Origin of the sequence: Vallitalea longa (assembly GCF_027923465.1) — a bacterium.
Classification (GTDB): Bacteria; Bacillota; Clostridia; order Lachnospirales; family Vallitaleaceae; genus Vallitalea; species Vallitalea longa.
The window spans coordinates 91,555-117,851 of the sequence record NZ_BRLB01000012.1; the positions used below are offsets into that span (position 1 = coordinate 91,555).

The window sequence follows — 26,297 nt, forward strand, 5'->3', positions numbered from 1 at the left end:
AATAATTATATAAATATATAATCTGAATATACCCTATATAGTGTTGTGAATATTATATATGGTATATTCAAAAAAATATAAAGGTAAGTATTGCAGGAGGTATGAGCAATAATGGAAAGAATAGATAAAGATCTTGCATTTATGCTAAGATATGAAAATGTCGCTTGGTATGAATCTGGAAAAGTTAAAATATTAGACCGTAGAATTTATCCAACAGAAGTTAGATTTGTTACATGTGCATCTCATCAGGAAGTAGCTAAGGCAATTGCTGATATGGTAACTCAAAGCGCAGGACCTTATACAGCAGCTGGAATGGGTATGGCACTTGCCGCTTATGAATGCAAAGATTTAAAAGAAGAAGAACAGATGAATTATCTTCAAGATGCAGCTTATACACTATCACATGCAAGACCTACAACAGTTTCTAGAATGGCGCTAGTTGTAAATGGCTGTTTAGAAGTTGCAAAAAAAGCCTTAGAAAATTCACAGAGAATTGATGAAGAAATATTCAAACATACTGTTGATTCAATGAATAGAAGATATTCAAAAATTGGTGAAGTTGCTAATTATTTAGTGGATATGTTTCCACAAAATGGTAAAGTGATGACTCAATGTTTTGGTGAAACAATAATAGGTATGATGTTAAAAGAAGCTAAGAGAAGAAATAAAATTGTTAAGTTCTTTTGTCCGGAAACAAGACCTTTCTTACAAGGTGCAAGACTTACAGCAAGCGTAATACATGATCAAGGATTTGATGTAACAGTTATCACAGATAATATGCCAGCGATTACTATGCAGACAAAAAATATAGATTTATTTACATCAGCTGCTGATTCTATATGTATGGGTGGACATATTGTTAATAAAGTAGGAACAATGCAGATTGCAATTGTGGCAAAACATTTTGGAGTACCATATTTCGTAACAGGAATTCCTGATAGGGACACAATTGATAAGGTTAAAATAGAAGAAAGAAATCCAAAAGAAGTATTAGAATTCAGAGGGATAAAAAATACATTAGAGGGTGTTAAAGCGTATTATCCAGCTTTTGACATAACGCCACCATATTTAGTAAGTGGAGTAGTAACTGATAAGGGCATATATAGCCCATATGATTTGAATAGATATTTTTTAACTGAAACAGATAACTACTGGTAATAATAATTGGAGATGATATTAATGTCTAAATTTGATAAACATTTTAGAATGAATGAACAAGATGCCATTGAGTATGTACTAGAAAAACTTGATTTTTTTGATGATAACGCTGAGTTGCAATCCAAAGAAATTGGTGATGGAAATATTAATTATGTGTTTAAAGTATGGGATAAAAATACAAATAAATCTATTATTATTAAACATGCTGATACAGTGCTTAGATCATCAGGTAGAGCATTAGATGTAAATAGAAATAAAATAGAAGCAATGGTATTAATGCAACAAGAAAAATTAGCACCTAACTTAGTTCCTAAAATATATAAATATGATTCTGTAATGTGTATATTGGCTATGGAAGATGTATCTGCATATCATAATCTTAGAACAGAACTATTAAAGAGGAACACTTTCCAAACTTTAGCTGAGGATATTACAACTTTCTTAGTAAACACACTATTACCAACAACAGACTTGGTTATGGACTCAGGAGAAAAGAAGGATCAAGTAAAAGAGTATATTAATAAAGATTTATGTAAGATATCAGAAGACCTTGTATTCACAGAGCCTTATATTGATTACAAAGGTAGAAATATTATATTAAAAGAAAACTTTGAGTTTGTTAAAGAAGTATTATATGATGATGAGAATCTAATCCTCGAAGTGGGTAAGTTGAAGAATAACTTTATGAATAATGCTCAGGCACTAGTTCATGGAGATTTACACTCAGGTTCAATATTTGCTAATGAAACTGGAATAAAAGTTCTAGACCCAGAATTTGCTTTTTATGGACCTATGGGTTATGATGTTGGAAATGTTATTGGTAATTTATTCTTTGCATGGGCTCATGCATATGTAGCTGACGTAGATAAAGATGAAGAATTAAATAAAAAAGAATTTCTTGATTGGTTATCTAGAACAATAGAAGAAATCGTAGATTTATTTATATATAAATTTAATAATTTATATAAAGAAATTGTTACTGATGAAATGGCTAAAAAAGATTATTATAGAAAATGGTATTTAGATTCAGTATTAGCTGATTCTGCTGGTAGCGCTGGACTTGAAATAATTAGAAGAGTTGTTGGCGATTCAAAAGTAGCAGATGTAACTACAATTGAAGACATTGATAAACGGGTTAAAGCTGAAAGATTATTAATTAACATTGGAAAAGAAATGATAATTAGTCGTAATAATATTAAGAATGGTAAAGATTTCATAGATATATTAAAAAAACATCTAGTATAAATATTAAATTACCACTAGGATTGAGATTTTAGCCATAATAAATATATTTTGATGTTATTCATATAATTAACAAAATAGATGAATTCTATATCAGAATGATATGGTACCTCTAAAGTAGACATCTTAATAATTATAATTAGATGATTTACTTTGGAGGTTTTTTATGTCAAGAAATCATAGTGCCAGTTAAAGTTAGAAAAGAATTATCTATATATACATTAGTTTTGTTTTTGTCACTATTTAATACTTTTATTGAAACTTCAATTAAAATATCAAAAACTATTGACATATAGTCTATGAACCTGTATAATTAATTAGAAGTAAAATAAGTAGAAGTATCCACTTCTCACCTTAGGGTTTTTTGCTACTAGGGTATAATACGTAAAAAATGTTAGTTCATTGATTATGTTATGTATATGAGTGGGTATTTAAATACGCGCTTTTTTTATTGTATAAAGATAAAGGCGAATTGTAAATAAAAAATTTTGGAGGTGTACTACTATTAGCGAATTAATGATTAATGAGCAAATTCGAGACAGAGAAGTACGTTTAATCGATGATCAAGGTAACCAACTGGGTATAATGTCAGCAAGAGATGCTCAAAGACTTGCAAGAGAAAAGAACTTGGATTTAGTAAAAATTTCTCCTAAGGCAAAACCACCAGTATGTAAAATAATTGATTATGGAAAGTATAGATATGAACAAGCTAAACGTGAAAAAGAAGCAAAGAAGAAACAGAACATCATCAGTGTAAAAGAAGTTCGTTTATCTCCTAATATTGAACAACACGATATAGATACTAAGATGAAACATGCTCAAAAATTCTTAAATAATGGAGATAAAGTAAAAGTTTCTGTGCGCTTTAGAGGTAGAGAATTAGCTCATACTGCAATAGGTAGAGAAATATTGCTCAAATTTGCAGAAAGTCTAGTAGACATTGCGGATATTGAAAAATATCCAAAAATGGAAGGTAGAAGTATGGTTATGTTTATGGCGAAAAAAAGATAAATACGGTTATATAAGGAGGAAATTATTATGCCTAAAATGAAAACACATCGTGGCGCTGCAAAGCGTTTTTCAAAAACTGGAACTGGTAAATTAAAAAGAAATAAAGCATTCAAAAGACATATTTTGACTAAGAAAACTGCTAAGAAAAAGAGAACATTAAGACATGCAGCTATGATGGATAAGTCAAATGAAAAAGTAATAAAGAAGATATTACCATACGTTTAAAATATATAAAACGAACAGGAGGGAAAAATCATGGCAAGAATTAAAGGTGCTTTACACACACGTAAAAGACGTAAAAGAGTTTTAAAGTTAGCTAAAGGATATAGAGGAGCAAAATCTAAACAATTCAGAACTGCTAAACAAGCGGTAATGAAGTCAGGTGTTTATTCATATACAGGAAGAAAACTTAAGAAAAGAGATTTCAGAAGACTTTGGATTGCAAGAATCAATGCAGCAACTAGAGTTCATGGTTTATCATATAGTAAATTCATGTATGGTCTTAAATTAGCAGATGTTAATATTAATAGAAAAATGTTAGCTGAAATGGCAGTTAACGATTCTGAAGGTTTTGCTAACTTAGTAGAAACTGCAAAAGCTAAAGTTAATTAATTTGATTATATAATTTAATATAAGATTAAACAATATAGACTCTCTATTTTTAGAGAGTTTTTTGATTGCAAAAATGTATTTTATTGTAAAATTTGTAAACTAAAAAAATATTAACTTTCTATTAAATTCATATAGTTATTTTTATTAATGTAAAAGCCTTTTTGAGTAATGTTTTGTGTATATATAATGAAATAATGTAATTAAAACAAAACGGATATAGAATAATAGTTAATTACAACAAGAAAAAAATTGGTTTTTAAATACTAAAGTAACAATACTTTCTATTATGTCATATTATGTTGTAATAAATAAGCCTCTATGTTAAAATGGCTATATCAAAACACAAGAGGTGATGAGGATGTATAAAAACATTGGTAAAATAGTATTAATTATAGGGGCTCTGTGTTTGGTGTTTGTTCTAGCTATTGGCTTAATAAAAGACAATAAAAATACAGATGACACTTCTGCACAAGGAAATGAAAGTGAAACACAAGAAAATACTTCTAGTGAAAAAGAAAATATTATTGAGGAATTACAGATATCCGAAGATGATTTATCATTAGAAGCTGGTGATGAATATAAAATAACTGTTAATGGATTGATGACAGATGGAAGTTTAAAAGATTTAACTGATGAGGATAAGTTAATCGTTATATCTAATAATGATAAATTTACTGTTGAAGATGGTTATATTAAGGTTTCTGAAGATGCCAAGGTAGGAGAAAACGCTAAAATAAAATTTGTATATGAGTTTGATGCTGTAACTGTAAACTTAGAAGTTAGTGAAACAGGAGATCAAAAAGCTGAAACAAATACAGTTAAAGATACAAGTAATAATAATAAAGACATTGTAACCAATAATAATGCTAACAATAAAGATAATACTATAATGATAGATGATGAAGGAAAGCATATTGTAACAAACCCTTCAGATATACATGTGTTAGTCAATAAGGAAAGGAATCTACCTAGTGATTACAAGCCTGATGATTTAATTAAACCAGACATCAAGTTTTCATTTGAAGGTGAAAATGAAAAAAGATATCTAAGAGAAGCAGCTGCACATGCTTTAGAAGAACTTGTTGCAGAAGCTAATCAAGAAGGAATAGAGATTGTAGGGGTTTCTGGATTCCGTTCATATAGCAAGCAAAATTCAATCTTCAATTATAATGTTAACAAAAGAGGTTATGAAGCAGCCAATAAGATTAGTGCTAAGCCAGGTCAAAGTGAACACCAAACAGGATTAGCGATAGATGTTTCATGTGCGGGTGTAGGATATGCACTACAAGAAAGATTTGGTAAATTGGAAGAAGGAAAATGGTTAGCTGAGAATGCTCATAAATTTGGTTTTATCATTCGTTATGAAAAAGGAAAAGAAGATATAACAGGATATCAATACGAACCATGGCACATTCGTTATTTAGGTAAAGACATTGCTGAAGATATATATGAAAAAGGAATTACTTATGAAGAGTATTTTGAACAATATATGTAATAAATATTCCAAAAACTAAATTATATTAAAATAAGCTCATTTAGGCAATGTTATTAAGTTAATAAAAGCAAAGAGTTCTTGTGTGTGTTAACACACAGAGCTTTTTTTTTATGTAATATTTTAAGAAAATACTTGACAAATTTGTAAAAAGATGTGGCCAAGCCCTTTGGATATAGTGTTTTAAGGAAGTTACGGTATGAAAAAATCTTTTATAGTTTGCTACAAGAGATTCATTGTTCGATATTATCAGTACTCTGGATAAAATTCACTTTTTGTTAGGTGCCCAGGGAGAGATTTTGCTTCGCAAAGTCAATGTCCATAAACGTGAAATTTTTACCATAATCATTAACTGAATTTTGCCTATTCGAGTAGTTGAATATAGTTTTATAAATAGGATTATATTACTAAAAAGTTAGACAATGGTAAAGAAAGTTAGATAATTTGTCGAACTATTAAACATAATTTACTGTAAGAATGATGAGGGAGGATTGAATTTTAAAACAAATTAAGGTGTATATAGTAAATTATTATAAAAAATACAAAAATAAACAAAAAAATATAGCTAATAGGAGGAATTGAATTTGAAAACAAAAAAAATTTTTAGTATAATATTAGTAATTTCTATGGTACTTACAAGCTCTTCATTAATCTTTGCTAAGGAAACTAATTATGATGATAGAACTAGAGAATATAAATCTCTTAAGATTTCTAACGGTTATGGATTGGCAGGAAGATCAAGTATGAGAATAACTAGAGGTGCTACTTGTGAATTTAAGATAGATACACCAGTAAAATGTGTTACTCAAAAAGAAATTGTAGAATTAATAAAAGAAAATATATCTAACTTTTCTCAAGAAGAATTGTCAATTCTTAAAAAAGATATTTCATTTAATTATGAAGGATTTGGATCTCGTTTATTCTGTGGGTTATTTGGAACAAAATTTAATTCTTCCATTTTTGATTATAAGAATGCACATAATAAAGAGATTATACCAAGTGATACTAGTGGTAGAAATTTAATAAATGCCATTTATAATCTAGAAGAAAAAGATTATAGGATTACAGGAACTGTTTGTGCTGGTAGCAATAGTTATATACCTACACAACCTTACGCTTTCATAGAAGTAACAGTTATAGAGTTTGAGGATGGAAAAAAGATAAGAGTTATTAACACAAATAGTGTCGTAGCTGAGGGAGATGGAACTAGAGACATCATAAAATATTACAAAAAATATCAACCATTATATCTAATAACCGAAAACTAAAAAAATATAAATATCCTTAAATATACTTTATATTTGGGGGATTGTCATTTAGTTTAAAAAAAGAATCCAAGATAGAAATTAAGTTGTTTTCTTTCTTGGATTCTTTCTTAACATTTCTTAACTTAATGACATTGCTAATTTAGAGATTATGTTTTTCTATATAAAAAAACATCCCACCAAAAGGATATATTGATGAGACGTTTTCTTTTAAATGAATAAAGCGCGAGACGGGATTCGGACCCGCGACCCTCGCCTTGGCAAGGCGATGCTCTACCACTGAGCCACTCACGCTTATAATTTATGTTTGGTAATAATTTAACGCAAGATATATTTTATCAGAAATCACCAAAATGTCAATAGTTTTTAGTAGATTTATTTATATTATATGATAAAATTATTATATGAGATATTTCAAGAATCGTGATAGATTATTTTAGGAGATGCTATTATATGGATGATTTTTGGGATAAGATATGGGAAGCTAAAAGTTATAAGGATTTCATTAATTATATAGATTTGAACGAAGAGCATGAGTGGCTTAAGTATTTTTCAAAATATAATGTGAAAAGAGTATGTGATATTGCCTGTGGATTTGGTACTTATAGCGCTATATTAAGTGCTAATAATTATGAAGTTTATGGGTCAGACATTTCCAAAAGAGCAATTAAAATTACCAAAGATATTATGGAAAATATCAATTTAGACTACAAAAACTATAAAAATTGTAATGTAACAAATATATTATTCAATGATAATATGTTTGATGCAATTATTGCACATTCTGTACTTGACCATATTACATATGAGGACACAAAAACTGCTATTAAAGAATTTTCTAGAATTACTAAGCCAAATGGTATTATTTACATAAGCTTTGATTCGGTAGAAGCTGAAGATAAAGCAATTGCGCATGATACATTAGATGATGGTAGTATGATTTATACAGAAGGGAAAAGAAAAGGAATGATATTCAGACAGTATACTGATGAGGAAATAAAAAGATTGCTAAGTAAATATGAAATTCTATTTTTTAACAAAGATTCAAATGATGATAGAAACATTATTTATAAGAATAATAAATGTTTTAGTTTTAGTATTTAGTTTTAATCAAAGAGGTGAAGATATGATTATTGAATTATTAGGTTCTGGTGGTGCAATACCTATTCCAAGACCTTTATGTAACTGTAATATTTGTAAGGAAGCAAGAATTAAAGGTGTACCATATTCTAGAATGGGACCAAGTGTTTTCATTCATGACATTAATCTGTTGATTGATACTCCAGAAGATATTGTTCACCAGATAAATAGGAGCAATATTGAAGATATAAAATATTGTATATATTCTCATTGGCATCCTGATCATACTATGGGTAGGAGAGTTTTTGAGATGAATCATAATTTTAGAAGTTATCTTCCTAAAGATAATAGTACTAAAATATTAATACCTGAAGGTGTTATGCCAGGATTTAGGGAACGATTAGGTATATGGAACCATTTTGAGTATTTCAAACAAATAGGTATAATTGAAACTATTATTTTATCGGATAACAGTGAATATAAAATAGATAATGCGGTGATTAAGCCAATACGTCTTAAAGAGGAATATGTATATGGATTTCTAATTGAAAGTCTATCTAAAAGAGTGCTAATAATTATGGATGAACTTATCGGATGGGAAGTTCCAAAAGATTTAGGAAAGGTTGATTTGGCTGTACTACCTGCAGGCGTATTTGAATTTAATCCTATAACTAATGTAAGAAACTTACCTGTAGATACCCCAACTTTAAAGTTGGAATGTACTTTTTTAGAAACATTACACATAGTAGACAATCTAAATGCTGATAAAATAGTTCTAAGTCATATAGAAGAGTTAGACAAATTGTCATACGATGATTTGATTAAAGTCGAAGAGATTTACAGAAAGAAAGGCATAGATTTCAAATTTGCTTATGATGGTATGAAACTAGAAATATAGTTAGTTATAAACTAGGAGGAATCTAATGACAAAATTATTGAGTGAAACTTACAAGAAAACCAAATATAAATTACGTGACCATGGTTCACGTTCTGTTAACGATTTAAAAGTTGTAATAGATAAGGTAGAGCCAGATAGGATGATAGATTTTTATGGACAAGGATTTATAATTAATGATTTCGAAGATAAAGTAGCACGTATTCTTGGTAAAGAAAAGGCAGTATTTTTCCCCAGTGGAACTATGGCACAGCAAATCGCTCTACGTATGTGGTGTGATGAAAGGAAAATATATAGAGTAGCTTATCATCCATTATGTCATTTAGAAATATATGAACAAGATGGTTTAAAGAAACTCCATAATATAGAAACAGTACTTTTAGGTGAGAAAGACCGTTTATTCACTATTGATGACCTGAAGAAAATAGGAACGGATATTTCTACATTATTAATAGAATTACCGCAAAATTGTATAGGTGGACAGCTTCCTACATGGGATGAATTAAGCGAGATACTTGTTTATTGTAAGGAAAATAATATAAAAACACATCTTGATGGTGCAAGATTATGGGAGGCAGCTCCTTACTATAAGAAAGAATTAAATGAAATCTGTAGAGAATTTGATAGTGTTTATGTTTCATTTTATAAAAGTATCGGTGGTGTAGCAGGAGCAATATTAGCAGGTCCTGAGGAATTTATGAATCAATCAAAGGTATGGAAAAGGAGATATGGTGGAGATTTAATTAGTCTATATCCATATATTTTAAGTGCAGATTATTATATGACAAGAAGAATAGAGAAAATGAAAATATATTATGAGCAGTCTATGGAATTAGCTAAACATTTTAATAGTGTTAATAAGATATACACTATACCAAAGATACCTGTATCAAACATGTTTAATGTTCATTTCAGCAAGAATATTCAAAATTTAGAGAGTATGTTAATAGCTGTTATGAAAAGGGTTGATGTAGGAATAACACCTTATTTTAATGAACTTGAAGATGGGTATGTATTTGATATAAGTATAGGAGATGCTTATGGAAAAATACCTAAGGGAAAATTAGATAGATGTTTTGATGAGTTGAATACACAAATCAATAAGATAATGTAAAGGTAGGGGTATAGAAAAATAAATTAATCAAGGAGTGATAGTGTTGGGTACTGAAAGTGAAATAAAAGTATTTGCAGGTAGTACTGGTAAAGATTTTGCGATAAAAATATGTAATTATCTAGATTCACAGTTGGGAAAATCAAAAGTCATTACTTTCAGTGAAGGTAATACGTATGTAAAAGTAGAAGAGACTGTTAGAGATAAAGATGTATATCTTGTTCAGTCTATGGGATTACATCCTAATGATGAATTTACAGAAATCCTGTTTTGGATTGATGCATTCAAAAGAGCAAGTGCAAGTTCTGTTACAGTTATAATGCCATATTTTTCTTATGCAAAAGGTGATAAAAAAGATGAACCTAGAGTATCAATACGTGCAAGGGTATGTACAGAATGTATTGAATTAGCTGGAGCGGATAGAGTAGTCACTATGGACCTTCATAGTCCTCAGATTCAAGGATTTTTTAAGAAACCTGTTGATCATTTATTCGCTCTTCCAATACTATGTGAGTATATAAAATCTTTGAATATTGAGGATTTAGTTGTAGTATCACCAGATTCAGGTTTTGCTAAAGAAGCGAGAAAAATAGCAAGGTATTTAGGTGTTCCAGTAGCAATTGGAGATAAGGAAAGAGAAGGACATGATGAGAATGCCAAGATAATTGAAATTGTAGGTAATGTTGAAGGTAAAAATGCATTAATTGTTGATGATTTTAGTATTTCTGGAGGAACATTGATTGATTTGGCTAATGAGCTTAGAAAACGTGGTGTAAAGAAAATATATGCAAGTTTATCTCATATATTATTAAATGAAAAAGGAGTAGCAAAGCTTAAGGATAGCCCAATAGAAAAACTTATTTCTACCGATTCTGTATATAACCCATATATTATGGATTGTAAAAAAATCAAGATCGTATCTGTTGCTCCATTATTCGCTGAGACTATCAATAGAATTCACAAAAGAGAATCTGTCAGTCCTCTATTTGAAAAAGTTCCAAAGAAAGTGATACAAATAGAAGATTAAGGGGGTATTAAATTTTAAAAATGAAGGAACAATTTATTAGTTATTTACAAAACAATGATATAGATGGTCTAAAGAAAATTTCTAAAAGTGATCTGCATAATCATGCTACTAGAGGTGGAAATATCGATTATGTAGTTGGAAGTAACATAACTAAAACGTTACCAATCAAGTTTAATGATCTCAATGAAATGCAAGAATGGTATAACATGAATATTAAGCCTCATTGTATTGGAAAACAAGGTTTCATTAAAAGAATTGAAGGGGCATTCTTACAAGCCAAGGAAGATGGGGTAAGTGTTCTGACACTAAGTTTTGGTATAGGAGATAAAATTCATTTTAATAATAGTTTTGATGAATATATAGAAAACATAGAGAAAATCAAAGAAAAAATATTTCCACAGGTCTTATTCATACCAGAGATTTCTATGGGGCGTACAGATGATATCAAACCAGAAGAGTATATTTTTGATGAGATTTTAAGTTTAGATTATTTTAAGGCAATTGATTTAGTTGGAGATGATACACAACCAGTTGATAATTATAAAAATATTTATAAGAAAGCGAAAAATAAAGGAATGATATTAAAAGCTCATGTTGGTGAGTTTGGTGATGCTGAATCAGTAAGAAAAGCAGTTGATATGTTGGAGTTGGATCAGGTTCAACATGGTATCAATGCAGTAAATTCTGTTGAAATCATGAAGTGGTTAGCAGCCAATAAGGTTCAGTTGAATATTTGTCCAACTAGTAACGTTATGCTTAATAGAGTGAATAGCTATGAAACTCATCCAATTGTAAAATTATTTTCTTATGGGATACCTGTAACGATTAATACTGATGATATGCTTATTTTTAATCAAAGCGTTTCCAATGAATATTTGAATCTGTATAATAGAGGTATTCTATCTGCTGAGGAATTAAATGAAATAAGAGAGAAAGGATTATCTATTTATTGATTAGTATTATACATCTAATTAGTGTATCAGATAATTCTAGGGATATTTAATAACATTGTGAGTATGTTATAATATGTTTATGTTAACAAGATTGATAAATAGTAATAGATAGGAGAAACTATGATTGATAAAAGTAAGATTTTAATTAGATTAGCAGAAGAAAGTGATATAGATGAAGTATATCTAATGGAAAGAGAATATATTATAGAACATGAATTTGAACAATTATTTAGATGGGATTCGGCTAAGGAACGTAATATGAAAATGATGTTAGATAATATTCATAGAATGTTTGTAGCCACTATAGATAGTAAGGTTATAGGTCATAGCTATTGGAGTATCTATAATGACGATCCATGTGTCTTTAGTATATATATATCTAAAAATTACAGAAACATGGGCATCGCCACGGATTTAATGATTAAAGTAGAAGAACAAATATATAAAAGCAATTATAAAAAAATTACTTTATCAACTTTAGAAACTAATCCGGCCCAATATTTATTCAATAAGCTAAATTATGAAGAGATTGGAAGAAAAGATGGATGGATTAATTATGAAAAATTTCTTATAGTATAATTGTCGTAGTATCAATAATAAGGGTGATAGTATGAAATGTAGCAAAACACTTTTAAAGAATAAAATCAGCAAATCTATATTAATAGGTTATTTTATAATGCTTATAATCAGGATAATCTTAGAAGTACCAAAAACTGATATGATGGTAATATTAAGTTATATCTTCGGATCCATTATAGGTATATCAGTTAGAATAGTTATTATAACATTATTTTGGATGGTAATTATGCCAAGGTACATTAATAATAATGAATTACGTATTATACAATTATTTCTAGGGATATTATTGATTCAATTAGCCTTTTTGGTATTTAATGTAGAACTTTTTGAGATGTTCATTGTCTGTTCAATTGCAATTATTGTTAAAAGGGAATATAAAATTGGAATTTAAATGCTTATATTATTGGTTGGGTATATATTCTCTTAGTTTTAAAATGTTTAGATTTTATAATTTATACTAATATTTATGTTCGTTTTATTGGAGGGGTAATAATGAAAGCTTTTATAAGGGTACTAGTTATAGGAGTAATAGTGCTATTGATTTTTGTATCATGGAATTATTGGGAAAAACCAATTAATTTTCAAGAGGAATGTATAGAATTCAGATTAGGTAGCGATGATTATAACAAAATAAATGTCAGTATAAAGGGAGTTGTAAGAAAAAGCTTATTAAGAAAAGATACAGTAAGGATTAATATGATTATAGGAAACAAAGATATACCTGATTTTGATGAACATAAAAATGTATTTCCATTGAACTTCAGTGGTAAAGTAGCTATTGATAATAAACCGGTTTTTAAGAATGTTAATTATATGGAACAAGATCTTATAAAATTTGATAATTATTACATGATACGTATCTCTTATCAATATTATAGAGGAAAAATATTAAATGAAGTATTTGGTGTATTATATTTTGATAAGAAGTTCAGTAAAATGTTTATTACTGTAGATGATAAAGATAATGAATCAGGATATTCATGGACAGGAAAAGATGGTAAAGTGATTGTTTCTGAATTAGATATAGAAGGTGCATTACAATTTATTAGTGGTCTGACAGAATGGAATCTTAATTAAAATAAAATGATATCAGGAGAGAAAATATGGATTATATTAGTGGGATGGTGATTCTACCCTATATAGAATCAATATTAAGAATAGGTATGTATTTTGCAATTATAATATTTGCAATTAAAGGAGTACAAGCATTAAATATTTATATTAATAGAAATAGTGGGAGATAGTTAAATGATTTTAAATATTAATATGTTGTGAGGTGACAAAATGTTAATACAACATGAAGATATAGTTATAAGAAATGCAGAATTGAAGGATTCTAAAATACTTTGTGAATGGTGGAATAATGGTGAGATAATGGCACACGCTGGATTTCCACATGGACTTGAAACTACAGAAGAAAAGATTAAGAATGATTTGAAAAATGATTCTGATGAAACGCGTAGAAGATTAATTATTGAATACAACATTGAGCCAATAGGAGAAATGTCATATAGGTATATAGGTTGCAATACTGCTGAAATGGGAATAAAAATTTGTGATGTTACAAGACAGAATAAAGGATTAGGTACAATAATACTTAAATTATTTATTACTAGTTTATTTGATGAATACAATGTGAAAAAAATTGTATTAGATACTAATCTTAATAATAAGAGAGCTCAACATGTTTATGAAAAAATAGGTTTCAAACAAGTGAAAACCAATTATGATTCATGGAAAAATCAACTGGGTGAGTTACAGTCTTTCATTTATTATGAGTTATCAAAAGAACATTTTGTTAATTTAAATACATTTTATAAAAATTTTTGATTTCAATATTGAAAAATTATAGAACATTACGCTTAACGTATTATTGATTATGATTCAGTTTTAAAAATGTTAACTATGTGGAACAGAGTGTTATTTAATAAAAAAATATAAGATATTATGATAATAAATATGGGGGATGATTTTAGTGGTATTAGAAACAGATAGATTATTCATAAGAAGATTTTGTCCTGAAGATTGGAGTGATATGTATGATTACCTTTCACAGGAACAAGTTGTCAAGTATGAACCATATAATGTTTTAAGTAAAGAAGAATGCAAACAGCTTGCGATTGCACGATCAGATAATAAAGCTTTTTGGGCAGTATGTTTAAAAGTAAATAATAAGTTGATAGGCAATGTTTATTTTCAGCAACAGAAGCCAGAAGAATTCTTAACATGGGAAATCGGTTATGTATTCAATCCAACATACTATAAAAAAGGTTATGCAACGGAAGCTTGTAAAAGAGTCATGAAATATGGCTTTGAAAATTTGGGAGTTCATCGGATTATTGGTAAATGTAATCCTGAAAATACTTCTTCATGGAGGTTATTAGAACGACTTATGATGAGAAAAGAAGGATATTTCAAGAAAATAGCATTTTTCTCAAAATCTGATAATGGGCAACCTATATGGCATGATTGTTATCAGTATGCTATATTGGATGAAGAATTTCTATCAGATAGCATAGAAAGATAGTATTTGAAAAAAATATTAACTTTAATTAGGTAAAAATATAAATGGTTTAGATATTGTAAAGTGAGGTGGAAGTGTTATGCCTTTTGCAATGACACATCTGTTGATTGCACATAATATAATAAAAGATACACCACAAATTAAAAACCCCAACGATTTTATGCTAGGATCTGTTGCACCTGATTCTGTACATAACCGCAGTAACTATGACAGCGATATGAAATTCAAAAGTCATCTTTGTGTAGGGAATGAGAAGTGGGGTAGAGTTACCAATAATGATGAGTGGGCTAAAAATGTACTAGCCTTTCTAGATAAGAATAGGAATGCTAATAATAAAGACTTCATTTATGGTTATTGTTGCCATATATTAGCTGATATCCAGAATAATATCAAGATATGGACACCGTTCAGAAAATCTATTGAGGGTAACAGTGAAAAAGGTAATATGTATCATGAAGAATCATACATAATTGATTATGAATTGTACTTACATCCAGAACGAAAGAAGATATGGGAATATCTAGAGAAGTCAACAGCATATGACATAAATGATATTGTAAAAGAATCAGAAATCAATCTAATGAAGCAACGGATTCTTGGAGAAAGCTATGTAGATAGGGAATCTATAGATGTATCTGAAAATGAATATGTTACACTACCAAATATTATAGAATTCATAAGCGAGGAATCAAAATACATTAAGAATATCTTATATGGTAAAACCTGGTTATAGTGGTATAATATTAAATTGTGGTAATACATCAAATATAGATTTAGATGAAGCACGAAGTTATTATAAGGAGATTTCAGAGGTAACATGTAGCCTTATAAAAGATAGTCTTGTAAAATGAGAGATGGTGAAAACATATTTATATTGACTGTCACAAAAAAGGATTGTATAATAAAAAAAAGAATAAAGTTGATTTAGTACTTATGGTAGGTACTAAAATGATAAGGTTATGAAAGCCTTATAGATTATATTTCGGAGAAAAAACTCTGTAAATACATCTATAAGGTTTTTTTGTTTTTATTCAAATATCTAGTAGTGGAATGGGAGATTACAACATTAAATTTATTGATTAAAATGCTACAAAAAAATGACAAGGAGGGTTTAACTAAAATGCTAGAAGAACTTAAACGAGAAGTATATGAAGCCAATATGGAATTATCAAAACGTAATCTAGTGGTCTATACATGGGGAAATGTTTCTGGATTTGATTCTGATGCAGGATTGGTTGCAATTAAACCAAGTGGTATATCATATGATGATTTGAAGGCAGAGGATATTGTTTTGGTTGATTTTGATTGTAACGTGGTTGAAGGAGAACTTAATCCATCATCAGATACGAAAACACATATTGAATTATATAAAGCATTCAATGAGGTCAAAGGAATCGTTCATACCCATTCACCTTGGGCTACTAGCTTCGCTCAAGCAGGGATAGGAATAAAACCATTTGGAACTACTCATGCAGATTATTTTTGGGGAGAAATACCTTGCACCAGATTGATGGAAGAAAACGAAACATATGATTATGAAAGAAGTACAGGGAAATTGATTGTAGAAACATTTGAAGGTAGAGGACCATTGGAGATTCCAGCAGTTCTAGTGAATGAACATGGCCCATTTACTTGGGGAAAAACACCTGCAGAAGCCATTTACCATGCTGTTGTTCTAGAAGAAGTAGCTAAAATGGCTTTTCGGACTCAATTGCTTCGTAGAAACCAAGATACTGAATCCATGCAGCAGATCATACTGGACAAACATTTTCTTAGGAAACATGGGAAAAATGCTTATTACGGTCAACAGAAAGAGAGTAATATAGATTGAATTAGATTGGTAGAGGTTTTTGTACAATATGGCTTATAAATATGATTTATAGACCGTAAATTATATATTTGTAATATAAAAAATATATTACCTTAGCAATGTTATGTATTTTTTTACTATAAAACACCAACTAATAAATAAAAAATATGTACAAAATGCTTGACAGCTAAAAATAACTGCTGTATAATATAAACACGATATAAAACAATTCACTTATGGTTGGTGAATTATTGAAAAGGTCTAGAATGCCTAGTATGTATGTTCTTTTTGTTTTGCATACATTATGGGTATTTTTTCTTTTATGCAGTTAATGGAGGAATTCATTTTTGGATGATAATATTATATTACAGATTAAGAATTTAAGTGGACATAGTTTAGATGGTTTCCAAATCCATGATATCAATTTGAATTTGAGTGTTTCAGAGATTCATTTTATTGTAGGAGAAAACAATTCTGGACAGAAGGCATTTATCAATACTCTGGCAGGAGTTACCCCTAAGATCAAAGGTGAAATTGTTTATAAGGGACAAGTCTTAAGGAATTCTTTTAAAGTAGGTAGTGATAGTGAAGTATCATTTTTGTCTCAAGAGAATACATTAGTTGATGACCTTACTATTGCTGAAAATCTTGCATTGATGAAATTCCCAAAAACAAAAGGGTTTGGATTGATTAAGTGGAAGCAAGTTGAGAAGCAAGCCAAGAAAATTCTAGAACGCATTAATATTGATATCAATGTAGATATGAAAGTATCTAGTCTCACAGATGAAAACAGAAAATTAGTCGAGATAGCTAAGGTTTTTATCGGTAATCCTAAAATTGTTGTTTTGTTTGAACCAACTGAGAAGTTAAGTACAAGAACAGTCATTAAATTATATGATTTCCTTAGAGAATATAAGAAGAATGGCGTAAGTATGATATATGTCACTAAGAACTGGCAGGAAGCTTTAAAGATAGCTGACAATATTTCTGTTTTATACAAAGGTAGGATAAAGGGAAGATTCACAGGTAAAGAAGTGAAGAACAATCCTCAGGAACTGCTTAATATCCTCAACAACAACCATTACAAAAAGAATGAGCTGGATAGAGATTATGAAAGCAAGGAAATACTTGATTCCATTTTCAAAGCGGCTGAATTTCTAACATCAGAATATGAGTTAAAAGATGTATTGCTGTTCTTGGCCGAAAGTGTAACGAAGGCAATGAATGCCGATGGTTGCAGAATTGATTTATTGGATGTAAATACGGATTCAATCATCGATACTTTCAAGATTTTCAAGATAAACGATTTACATGCAAAACTCAAAAAAGAATTCGTAATACGATTGATAAAAAAAGATACACTATATTATTCCAACCAACAAGATAAAGAATTTGACAGTTTGTTTGAATATAAAGAAAATATCAGAACTATCATTTGTATTCCGCTTCTAGTAAGGTCTAGAGTATCAGGAGTTATACAGATACTCTATAAGGATTTATATGTTCATTCTACTGATGAAGCAAAGTATTTACTTGCTTTTGCAAAACAAGCAGCAATAGCAATTGAAGATACAAGACTTATGGGGCGTTCAGCTTTACTTCAAGAAAGCCATCATAGAATTAAGAATAATCTTCAAGCCATAAGCAGTTTCATTATATTGCAAAAGAGATATTTGGATGAAGAACAAAAAGAATTCTTGACTCCTGTTTTAGAAAATATAGTATCTAGAATTAAGAGTATTGCGGCAGTACACGATTTGTTATCAAAAGACCAAATAGGGAGAAGTATAATTAATATAAAGGATTTGGTTGGTGCTATCATAAAATTTATCAATGTGGATACAAGAGTTGAAATTAAGCTGGATATTGAAGATATGTTTATACCGTACAGTAAAGCTACTTCAATAGCTCTTATAATAAATGAGCTAGTGAGTAATTGCAATAAACATGCTTTTCCAGATTTTGAAAAAAGGTATAATGCAATCAATATAAAGGGTATTAGAAAAGATAATCAAGTTTTAATTATAATACATGATAATGGTTTGGGATTTAAAAAAGGTTTTGATATAGAAAAAGTAAATAGTTTAGGACTAACGATAGTATCTTCTATAATTAAAAATGAATTTGGAGGAGAAGTTGAATTTTCAAATGATCAGGGTGCCAAAATTGAACTAAGCCTATCATCTTGTAAAGTATTTGTAGGTATGTAAGCAAGTATGAATAGACAATAGTGAAATGAAAGGAAAAGATGATATGAAAATTGTAATTGCAGAAGATGAGTATATATCTTTGATGGGGTTAAAAGCTAATCTTGAAGAGCTTGGACATGAGGTTATTGGAGAAGCTACGGATGGATTAGCAGCAATAAAATTGACCTTGGAGAAACAACCCGATATGATTATAATGGATGTCAATATGCCATTAATAGATGGTATCGAAGCGTTAAAAACAATTAATGAAAAATATTGTATTCCCAGTATTATTGTGAGTGGATACCATGAGGATAAATTAATCAAGAGAGCCAATGAGGTTGGAGTCTATAGTTATTTGATAAAGCCTATTTCAGAGAAGGACATTAAAGTGGCAATTGAAACTAGTATGTCAAGGTTCAATGAATATAAAAAGTTGTCAGCTAAACTAAAAAACACAACAAATCTTCTTGAATCTAGAAAATATATTGAAAAAGCAAAAGGAATATTGATGGACACTATGAATCTGAAAGAACCTGAAGCAATGAGAAAGTTACAGAAAATGAGTAGAGACAAGAATATAAAAATGATAAAATTAGCTAAAAAAATAATTGAAGCTAAAGAAATTTTGAACAATTGAATCTAAAGTACTTATGAAAGGTACTTATATTATAAGGTCATGATAGCCTTATAGACAGATGTTACAGAGTAATTCTGTGAATCTATCTATAAGGCTTTTATTTTAATATAAGGTTATCAACTATGTCTCAAAATTAATCTGGGAGGTGATTATGGTAATAAATTAATTGGGACAAAGAATTTATTGATTTACACATGAAACACATGACAAGATATGTACATTCCAAATTAATAAATACAAGGAGAGAGATATTATGAAAAAAGCGAAATGTTTAATGGTATTGGTATTAACTTTAATTATGGTATTTACAGGTTGTGGTTCAAAAACGAATAAGACAGCTAATGAAGATAATTCTAATGGATCTACTGAAGAAAAGAAGAGTTTAACTATTGGTATGTCATTCCAAGAGATGGATAATCCTTATTTTGTTACTATGCATGAAGCATTTGAAGATGCAGCTAAGGAAATTGGTGCCACCACTTATGTAACAGATGCTAGTCATGATGTAAATAAGCAGATAAGTGATGTTGAAGATATGATTGAACAAGGAACTAATATTTTATTGATTAATCCTACAGATAGTGTAGGTATTGAATCAGCAGTTGTGGAAGCTAAAGAAGCTGGTGTGATAGTTGTGGCAATAGATGCTCAAGCTAATGGTCCAATTGACTCTTTTGCAGGTTCAAAAAATAAAGAAGCAGGATATTTAGCAGGAAAACAAATGGCAGAAGATTTAGGTGAAAAAGGTAAAGTAGGAATTATCAATGGTATTCCAGTGGTACCAATTCTTGAAAGAGTCGAGGGTTTTAAAGAAGCTATGGCAGAATATCCAGATATTGAAATAGTTGATAATCAAAATGGAGAGCAAGAACGTGATAAATGTATGACAGTAACAGAAAACATGATGCAAGCAAATCCTGAACTTGATGCAATTTTTAGTGTTAATGATGGAGGGGCATTGGGTTGTTTGGCAGCTATAGAAAGTTCCAAAAAAGACATTAAATTATATAGTGTCGATGGACATCCAGAAGCAGTTGAAGCTATCTTGAATGGAGATATTTTTAAAGCTACTGTTGCTCAATATCCTCGTGACCAGATTAGAGTGGGATTAGGTATCGCTCTTGCAAAATATTGGGGAGCTAATGTACCAGAAGTAATGCCAATAGATGTAACATTATTGACTAAGGATAATGCAGAAGGCTTTAGTTGGTAACATTCAAACAAAGGGTATTCCCTTTGTTTGAACTAAGAAGAATAGTATCATGATTGGACTTGTAAATATATACAAGCAATATATTTAGAAAAAATGGGGGGTGTTACTTTGAAGAAAATATTCGAGATTTCTAATATTACTAAAAAATTTCCTGGTGTTATAGCACTTAATCAAGTAAGTTTTGATATAAATATCGGCGAAGTACATGCTTTGGTAGGTGAAAACGGTGCAGGTAAATCAACTCTTATGAAAATCTTGGCTGGGATATATCAACCTACTAAAGGAAAAATATTTTATAAAGGTAAGTTAATGATCGTATCTGACCCTAAAGAAGCACAAAAACTAGGGATTAGTATAATACATCAAGAATTCAGTTTAATACCTTATCTAAATGCCTATGAAAATATCTTTTTAGGAAAAGAATTAAGGAAAAAGAATGGTTTATTGAATCGTAAGTTAATGAAAAAAAAATCAAAAGAGATGTTAGAAAATATTAATGTCAAAATAGATTTAGATATTCCAGTTTCCAGATTAACTGTAGCACAACAGCAATTAGTAGAAATAGTAAAGGCATTGACGGAAAATCCTGAAGTCTTAATTATGGATGAACCAACAGCAAGTCTTACGGAAAATGAAACCAATAAATTTTTTGAGTTGATAAAAAAACTCCAAGAAAACAATGTGACAATGATCTTCATTTCACACCATATGAATGAAATCTTTGAGATTTGTGACCGTTATACTTGTCTACGTGACGGTGAACATATAAATACTGGATGTGTAAAAGATATTACTAGAAAAGAACTTGTAAAAATGATGGTAGGTAGAGAAATAGGTGATAACAATTATCCAGAAAGGCCACACTATGAGCAAATCAAAAATAATGATGTAATTCTAAGAGCGAAATCATTAAAAAGAGGTAAAATTGTTGATGATATAAGTTTTGACCTCAGAAGAGGTGAAATATTAGGTATAGCTGGTTTAGTCGGAGCAGGTAGAACAGAGACAATAAGATTATTGATTGGTGCTGATAAGGCAGATTCTAAAATTATTAATCTGAATGGTAATACAATTGAAATCAAATCACCAAATGATGCATTAAAATATGGTATAGGTCTTGTACCAGAGAATAGAAAAACCCAAGGACTCATTTTAGGGATGACGGTAAAAGATAACATTACATTTTCCAATTTGAAGAAATCCTGCAGTAATATTGGATTAATCAATAAGAAAAAAGAGAATAAAGTTGCAGATGATTTTGTCAAGATGTTATCTATCAAGACTCCCACTATTAATCAAAAGGTTAAAAATTTGAGTGGTGGTAACCAACAGAAAGTTGTTTTAGCTAAATGGATGAATACCAAATGCAATATATTGATTTTCGATGAACCCACACGAGGAATCGATGTAGGTGCGAAATATGAGATTCACAAACTTATGAGAGAATTAGCGAATGAAGGTATGTGCATTATCATGATTTCTTCAGAATTACCAGAAATAATAGGAGTTAGTGACCGTATCATAACTGTATATAACGGAAAAATAACAGGAGAAATGATTGGTGAAGATACCAGTCAAGAAGAAGTAATGCATTATGCAACTGGAGGGATTAATAATGAGTGATGTCAATGAAATAAAGAATCAGAAATTATGTTATAGAAATGTAAGGATGAAGATATCAGAGTTTTATAAAGAGCCTATGATGTTGACACTTACAGGATTTATCCTTTTATGTATCGTTATGGGCATTTTTTCACCAGAATTCTTTTCTGCAAGTAATATGAGTAATGTACTAAGGCAGGTAACAATCAATGCTATTCTGGCTGTTGGTATGACTTTCGTAATATTAAGTTCAAGGATAGATCTGTCCGTTGGATCAGTAATGGCTTTTACAGGGACTATGATGGCAGCTGCCATGGTGGATTATGGAATACCTTGGTTCGGGGCAATATTAATCGGTGTAGTTATAGGGGCAACATTAGGACTTATTAATGGTATAATCATATCTTATCTGAAGTTGCCAGCTATAATAGTAACATTAGCTATGATGCAAATTCCTAGGGGCTTAGCTCTTTTATATACAGGGGGGTATCCATTAAACGGTTTACCTTCAAGTTTTTCCAATATTGGTAGAGGATATCTTTTCAACATCATTCCAATACCAGTAGTTATCATGGTGATAGTATATATCCTTGCATACATTATCTTGAATCATTTACCAATAGGTCGTTATATCTATGCTATTGGTGGTAATGAAGAAGCAGTTCGCCTATCAGGTATAAAAGTCAAACTTTATAAAATAATCCCCTTTGTGGTAAGTGGTATTACAGCTTCTATTGGTGGAGTGATCATTACTTCTAGATTGATGTCAGGTCAACCTATGGCTGGAGAAGGATTCGAGTTAGATGCTATAGCGGCAGTAGTTCTTGGAGGTACTGATGTTGCCGGAGGAAGAGGACATATCGTTGGTACTCTACTTGGAGCAATGATGCTTGGAGTATTAACCAATGGGCTTAACTTGATTGGAGTATCTCCTTATGTTCAAAGAATTTTCAAAGGTTTGATTATAATTGCCGCAGTATATGTTAGTGGACGCAACAAAGATTAATCTATAAAAGATATCAACAAAGACAATTGCATAATTACCTTTTGCTGATTTCTATAGCACAAAATGTTGGATTCGATTTACTATTATAATCTACATATTGTGCATATAGAATTAAATTAGGAGTTAGCAATTTCTCAATCAATAATTTAATAAAAATGGAGGTATGAAAAATGACAAATTTAACTGATTTACCAAAAAAAATGAAAGCAGTTGTAGCATATGGCCCAGAAGATTACAAAGTTACAGAGGTAGATGTTCCAAGAGCTGGCTTTGAAGAAGTAGTTATAAAAGTTGGAGCTTGTGGTATATGTGGTAGTGATATAAAAGCATATCATGGTTCTGATATGTTTTGGGGAGGAGAAGTTCCTTGGTTCAAAGTTCCAGTAATTCCAGGACATGAATTTTTTGGCTATGTGGTTGAACTTGGTGAAGGAGCAGCTGAAAAACATGAACTTGAAATAGGTGATAAAGTAACAACTGACCAAATAAAGCCCTGTGGCAAGTGTCGTTTCTGTCAATCGGGCAAGTATTGGATGTGTGAAGTACACAATATGTATGGTTTCCAAAAAGATATTGCAGAAGGTGGAATGGCTGAATATATGAAATTTGGAAGTACATCAAAAATATATAAAATACCAGAAAGTCTTTCGCTAAAAGAATCAAGTATCATAGAACCTCTTGCTTGTGCTATTCATACTGTTCAGAGAGCTAATATCGAATTTGAAGATGTAGTTGTTCTAGCAGGAGCTGGTACTTTAGGATTATGTATGGTTCAATTGATTTCTCTAAAAACACCTAAGAAATTAATTGTATTGGATGTAGACGATAAAAGGTTGAGAACAGCAAAAGAACTTGGTGCCGATATAATAATTAACCCAAAAGAAGAAGATGCAATAAAGAAAGTGAAATCTCTAACAGAAGGATATGGATGTGATGTATATATAGAAGCAACTGGTTCACCTATTGGAGTTACACAAGGTCTTGAAATGATTAGAAAATTAGGTAGATTTATTGAATTTAGCGTTTTTGGTGCTAAGACTACAACTGATTGGAGTGTTATTGGTGATCGCAAAGAGCTAGATATAAGGGGATCTCATTTAGGACCATATACATATCCTGTAGCCATAGACTTATTAGAACGTAAATTGATTAAAGCTGATCCTATAGTTTCTGAAATACATCCATTAGCTGATTTTGAAAAAGCTTTTAAGATTGCGAAGAGTGGAAAAGTAATCAAAGTATTATTACAACCTTAGTTTCATACAATCAACATTACATTGCTAAATATGAGGAGTGAAAAGATGAATTATGTAATTGGTTTAGATATAGGAACCCAAGGGACAAAAGCAGTGTTAGTAGATTCAACAGGTAAAGTGTTAGCTCATTGCTATAAAGGCTATGATGTTGAAACTCCAAAACCTTCATGGGCTCAACAGTGGCCAGAACCGTGGGTTGAGGCAACGATTTATACAATTAAGGGTGTAGTCAATTCAAGCAATGTACCTGTAGAAGAGATTAAAGGGGTAGCTATAAGCAGTCTATATGGTGGCTCAGGAATACCAGTTGATGATGACATGAATCCTTTAGCTCCCTGCCTAATATGGATGGATCGTAGAGCAGAAGAAGAAGTAGCATGGGTAGAAAAAAATATAGACCTGGATGAATTATTTGAAGTTACAGGAAACCATGTTAATTCTTACTTCGGTTTTACTAAAATGTTGTGGATCAAAAATAATTTACCTGATGTTTGGAAAAAGACAAAATATTTCTTACCACCTGCTTGCTATGTGGTTTATAAATTAACTGGTGATGTAGCAGTAGATCTTTCATCAGCTGGAAATATTGGCGGAGTATTTGATTTGAAAAATAGAACTTGGTCCAAAACTATGCAAGATAAACTTGATATACCTAATAGTTTTTTTCCAGAACGTCTAGTGGAGTGTACTGAAGTTGTTGGTGGAGTTACTTCAGGTATAGCTGAACTAACAGGTCTGAAAGAAGGAACAAGTGTCATTTGTGGAGGTGTAGATGCTGTTGTCGCTACTATCGGTGCAGGGGTATTTTCTGAAGGTAGTCATGTAGCGATGATGGGTACTTCCATGTGTTGGGGATTCGTTACAGAGCAACCCAACTTATCAGAAAAATTGGTAAGTATGCCTTTTGCTATTGATTCCAAGTCTAAAATATATACTTTTGGTGGAGCGGCAACTGCAGGAGTCGTATTGAGATGGTTTAGAGATACTTTTGGTGAATTGGAACTTCAGTCAGAGAAACAGATAGGTATTGATGCTTACACCTTGTTAGAATTAAAAGCCAAAAAAATTGGTCCTGGTGCTGATGGATTAGTAGTTCTACCATATTTCATGGGAGAAAGAAGCCCTATATGGGATAGTCAGGCTAGAGGAACAGTTATAGGATTAAGTCTAATGCACACGAAAGCACATTTATATAAAGCATTCATGGAAGGGGTATCATATGCTCTAAGACATAATATTGAACTAGTGGAAACAACATCAGCCAATCTGAACAGAGAAATCATTATTGTTGGAGGATGTTCTAAATCTCTTATATGGCCACAAATTTTTGCGGATGTGACTGGTAGACCAGTAAGAATAATTCAAGATGACGTTGAAGCACCTCTTGCAGATGCGTTACTAGCTGGATTGGCTACAAATGTTTTTCAAGATGAAGGAAGTTTTTCTAACTGGTTAACATTCAAAGAAACAATACAACCTAATCTGGAAAATACAAAAAAATACGATTTGTATTTTGAACAGTATAAGGAAATTTACAACAATTTAAAGGAAAACATGAAAATACTTAATCAAATCAGTGCTAAATAAATATACGACGATGCCTAAACTTCAAACATATTTTGTTTGGAGTAA

The 26,297-nt window shown here is 30.4% G+C and carries 27 protein-coding genes, 1 tRNA gene and 1 other annotated feature; of the genes, 27 read left to right on the forward strand and 1 reads right to left on the reverse strand.

The window, feature by feature from the left end; all coding sequences use genetic code 11:
* The first annotated feature begins 111 nt into the window (after positions 1-111).
* From QMG30_RS16940 to QMG30_RS16970, 7 genes are all read left to right on the forward strand, one after another.
* Positions 112-1,158, forward strand: a complete 1,047-nt coding sequence (locus QMG30_RS16940) for an S-methyl-5-thioribose-1-phosphate isomerase (RefSeq protein ID WP_281817416.1) — start codon at positions 112-114, stop codon at positions 1,156-1,158.
* A gap of 21 nt (positions 1,159-1,179) precedes the next feature.
* Positions 1,180-2,403 carry an S-methyl-5-thioribose kinase gene (mtnK, locus tag QMG30_RS16945; RefSeq protein ID WP_281817419.1) on the forward strand — a complete coding sequence of 408 codons (1,224 nt, stop codon included), beginning with the start codon at positions 1,180-1,182 and terminating at the stop codon, positions 2,401-2,403.
* 321 nt (positions 2,404-2,724) lie between these two features.
* Positions 2,725-2,857, forward strand: a sequence feature (ribosomal protein L20 leader region).
* Positions 2,858-2,916: 59 nt separating this feature from the next.
* Positions 2,917-3,411 (forward strand): translation initiation factor IF-3, encoded by a 495-nt coding sequence (gene infC / locus QMG30_RS16950; RefSeq protein WP_281817422.1) that lies wholly within the window; start codon positions 2,917-2,919, stop codon positions 3,409-3,411.
* Positions 3,412-3,438: 27 nt separating this feature from the next.
* Positions 3,439-3,636: a 50S ribosomal protein L35 gene (gene rpmI / locus QMG30_RS16955; protein ID WP_281817424.1), complete on the forward strand. Its 198-nt coding sequence runs from the start codon at positions 3,439-3,441 to the stop codon at positions 3,634-3,636.
* 30 nt (positions 3,637-3,666) lie between these two features.
* Positions 3,667-4,023 (forward strand): 50S ribosomal protein L20, encoded by a 357-nt coding sequence (rplT, locus tag QMG30_RS16960; protein WP_281817426.1) that lies wholly within the window; start codon positions 3,667-3,669, stop codon positions 4,021-4,023.
* A 358-nt stretch (positions 4,024-4,381) separates the two neighbouring features.
* Positions 4,382-5,518: a M15 family metallopeptidase gene (locus QMG30_RS16965; RefSeq protein WP_281817427.1), complete on the forward strand. Its 1,137-nt coding sequence runs from the start codon at positions 4,382-4,384 to the stop codon at positions 5,516-5,518.
* Positions 5,519-6,099: 581 nt separating this feature from the next.
* Positions 6,100-6,783, forward strand: a complete 684-nt coding sequence (locus QMG30_RS16970; RefSeq protein WP_281817428.1) for a hypothetical protein — start codon at positions 6,100-6,102, stop codon at positions 6,781-6,783.
* A 219-nt stretch (positions 6,784-7,002) separates the two neighbouring features.
* On the opposite strand, the gene QMG30_RS16975 is transcribed toward QMG30_RS16970, so the two are convergent.
* A tRNA-Gly gene (locus QMG30_RS16975) sits at positions 7,003-7,074 on the reverse strand.
* Positions 7,075-7,233: 159 nt separating this feature from the next.
* Here QMG30_RS16975 and QMG30_RS16980 point away from each other — a divergent pair.
* From QMG30_RS16980 to QMG30_RS17075, 20 genes are all read left to right on the forward strand, one after another.
* Positions 7,234-7,884: a class I SAM-dependent methyltransferase gene (locus QMG30_RS16980; RefSeq protein WP_281817429.1), complete on the forward strand. Its 651-nt coding sequence runs from the start codon at positions 7,234-7,236 to the stop codon at positions 7,882-7,884.
* Positions 7,885-7,906: 22 nt separating this feature from the next.
* Complete coding sequence (locus QMG30_RS16985) at positions 7,907-8,758, forward strand: MBL fold metallo-hydrolase (RefSeq protein ID WP_281817431.1); 852 nt, start codon at positions 7,907-7,909, stop codon at positions 8,756-8,758.
* Positions 8,759-8,783: 25 nt separating this feature from the next.
* The gene (locus tag QMG30_RS16990; RefSeq protein ID WP_281817432.1) at positions 8,784-9,869 is read left to right on the forward strand and encodes a threonine aldolase family protein; all 1,086 of its coding nucleotides are present in this window, start codon (positions 8,784-8,786) and stop codon (positions 9,867-9,869) included.
* A gap of 43 nt (positions 9,870-9,912) precedes the next feature.
* Positions 9,913-10,893, forward strand: a complete 981-nt coding sequence (locus QMG30_RS16995) for a ribose-phosphate diphosphokinase (RefSeq protein ID WP_330680769.1) — start codon at positions 9,913-9,915, stop codon at positions 10,891-10,893.
* 20 nt (positions 10,894-10,913) lie between these two features.
* Entirely contained in the window at positions 10,914-11,846 is a 933-nt protein-coding gene (locus QMG30_RS17000; RefSeq protein WP_281817434.1) for an amidohydrolase family protein, read from the forward strand.
* Between the two features lie 120 nt (positions 11,847-11,966).
* Positions 11,967-12,425, forward strand: a complete 459-nt coding sequence (locus tag QMG30_RS17005) for a GNAT family N-acetyltransferase (protein ID WP_281817436.1) — start codon at positions 11,967-11,969, stop codon at positions 12,423-12,425.
* Between the two features lie 31 nt (positions 12,426-12,456).
* Positions 12,457-12,816, forward strand: coding sequence for a hypothetical protein (locus tag QMG30_RS17010; RefSeq protein ID WP_281817437.1), 360 nt, complete (start codon positions 12,457-12,459; stop codon positions 12,814-12,816).
* Positions 12,817-12,917: 101 nt separating this feature from the next.
* Positions 12,918-13,502 carry a hypothetical protein gene (locus QMG30_RS17015; protein WP_281817440.1) on the forward strand — a complete coding sequence of 195 codons (585 nt, stop codon included), beginning with the start codon at positions 12,918-12,920 and terminating at the stop codon, positions 13,500-13,502.
* A 26-nt stretch (positions 13,503-13,528) separates the two neighbouring features.
* Positions 13,529-13,669 carry a hypothetical protein gene (locus QMG30_RS17020; protein ID WP_281817441.1) on the forward strand — a complete coding sequence of 47 codons (141 nt, stop codon included), beginning with the start codon at positions 13,529-13,531 and terminating at the stop codon, positions 13,667-13,669.
* A 40-nt stretch (positions 13,670-13,709) separates the two neighbouring features.
* The gene (locus tag QMG30_RS17025) at positions 13,710-14,255 is read left to right on the forward strand and encodes a GNAT family N-acetyltransferase (RefSeq protein ID WP_281817443.1); all 546 of its coding nucleotides are present in this window, start codon (positions 13,710-13,712) and stop codon (positions 14,253-14,255) included.
* Positions 14,256-14,400: 145 nt separating this feature from the next.
* The gene (locus QMG30_RS17030; RefSeq protein WP_330680770.1) at positions 14,401-14,952 is read left to right on the forward strand and encodes a GNAT family N-acetyltransferase; all 552 of its coding nucleotides are present in this window, start codon (positions 14,401-14,403) and stop codon (positions 14,950-14,952) included.
* 76 nt (positions 14,953-15,028) lie between these two features.
* A complete protein-coding gene (locus QMG30_RS17035) occupies positions 15,029-15,682 on the forward strand; it encodes a zinc dependent phospholipase C family protein (RefSeq protein ID WP_281817447.1) in 654 nt (217 codons plus the stop codon).
* 387 nt (positions 15,683-16,069) lie between these two features.
* Entirely contained in the window at positions 16,070-16,780 is a 711-nt protein-coding gene (locus tag QMG30_RS17040) for an L-ribulose-5-phosphate 4-epimerase (protein ID WP_281817449.1), read from the forward strand.
* 326 nt (positions 16,781-17,106) lie between these two features.
* Entirely contained in the window at positions 17,107-18,969 is a 1,863-nt protein-coding gene (locus tag QMG30_RS17045) for an ATP-binding cassette domain-containing protein (protein WP_281817450.1), read from the forward strand.
* A gap of 43 nt (positions 18,970-19,012) precedes the next feature.
* Positions 19,013-19,588 carry an ANTAR domain-containing response regulator gene (locus QMG30_RS17050; RefSeq protein ID WP_281817453.1) on the forward strand — a complete coding sequence of 192 codons (576 nt, stop codon included), beginning with the start codon at positions 19,013-19,015 and terminating at the stop codon, positions 19,586-19,588.
* Positions 19,589-19,841: 253 nt separating this feature from the next.
* Entirely contained in the window at positions 19,842-20,801 is a 960-nt protein-coding gene (locus QMG30_RS17055) for an ABC transporter substrate-binding protein (RefSeq protein ID WP_281817454.1), read from the forward strand.
* 108 nt (positions 20,802-20,909) lie between these two features.
* Entirely contained in the window at positions 20,910-22,424 is a 1,515-nt protein-coding gene (locus QMG30_RS17060) for a sugar ABC transporter ATP-binding protein (protein ID WP_281817455.1), read from the forward strand.
* Positions 22,417-23,409: an ABC transporter permease gene (locus QMG30_RS17065; protein ID WP_281817456.1), complete on the forward strand. Its 993-nt coding sequence runs from the start codon at positions 22,417-22,419 to the stop codon at positions 23,407-23,409. The genes QMG30_RS17060 and QMG30_RS17065 overlap by 8 nt, the downstream gene beginning before the upstream one ends.
* 170 nt (positions 23,410-23,579) lie before the next feature.
* On the forward strand, positions 23,580-24,665 hold the full coding sequence (locus tag QMG30_RS17070) for an alcohol dehydrogenase catalytic domain-containing protein (protein WP_281817457.1): 1,086 nt from the start codon (positions 23,580-23,582) through the stop codon (positions 24,663-24,665).
* Positions 24,666-24,710: 45 nt separating this feature from the next.
* Entirely contained in the window at positions 24,711-26,252 is a 1,542-nt protein-coding gene (locus tag QMG30_RS17075) for an FGGY-family carbohydrate kinase (protein WP_281817459.1), read from the forward strand.
* Positions 26,253-26,297: the final 45 nt, after the last annotated feature.